Below are 254 nucleotides of genomic sequence, written 5' to 3'. Positions count from 1 at the left end.
GGCACGGCCAAGCAGGTCTCCTTCACGGTTCACGGCACCAACGACGCCGCCGTGATCGGTGCGCCCGCCTTCACCACCGTCACCGAAGACGCCAGCGCGCCGACGCTGTCGGTGTCAGGCACGATCTCGATCTCGGATGCCGACCAGAACCAGTCCACGTTCCAGGCCGGCGTGATCACGGGGCAGGGCAATCTGGGCGCACTGACGCTGAATGCCAACGGCACCTACAGCTATTCGGTCGCCAACAGCGCCGT

At 66.1% G+C, this 254-nt stretch carries 1 protein-coding gene; it reads left to right on the top strand.

Going from position 1 to position 254, the window contains the following annotated elements:
- The coding region (locus AABA86_RS34545; RefSeq protein WP_338309937.1) for a VCBS domain-containing protein at positions 1-254 on the top strand (254 nt) is incomplete at both ends.

This window comes from Bradyrhizobium sp. TM233, assembly GCF_036247965.1.
Lineage (GTDB): Bacteria > Pseudomonadota > Alphaproteobacteria > Rhizobiales > Xanthobacteraceae > Bradyrhizobium > Bradyrhizobium ottawaense.
The sequence above is the reverse complement of the archived record's forward strand: the minus strand, read 5'-3'. Positions and strand labels throughout refer to the sequence as shown.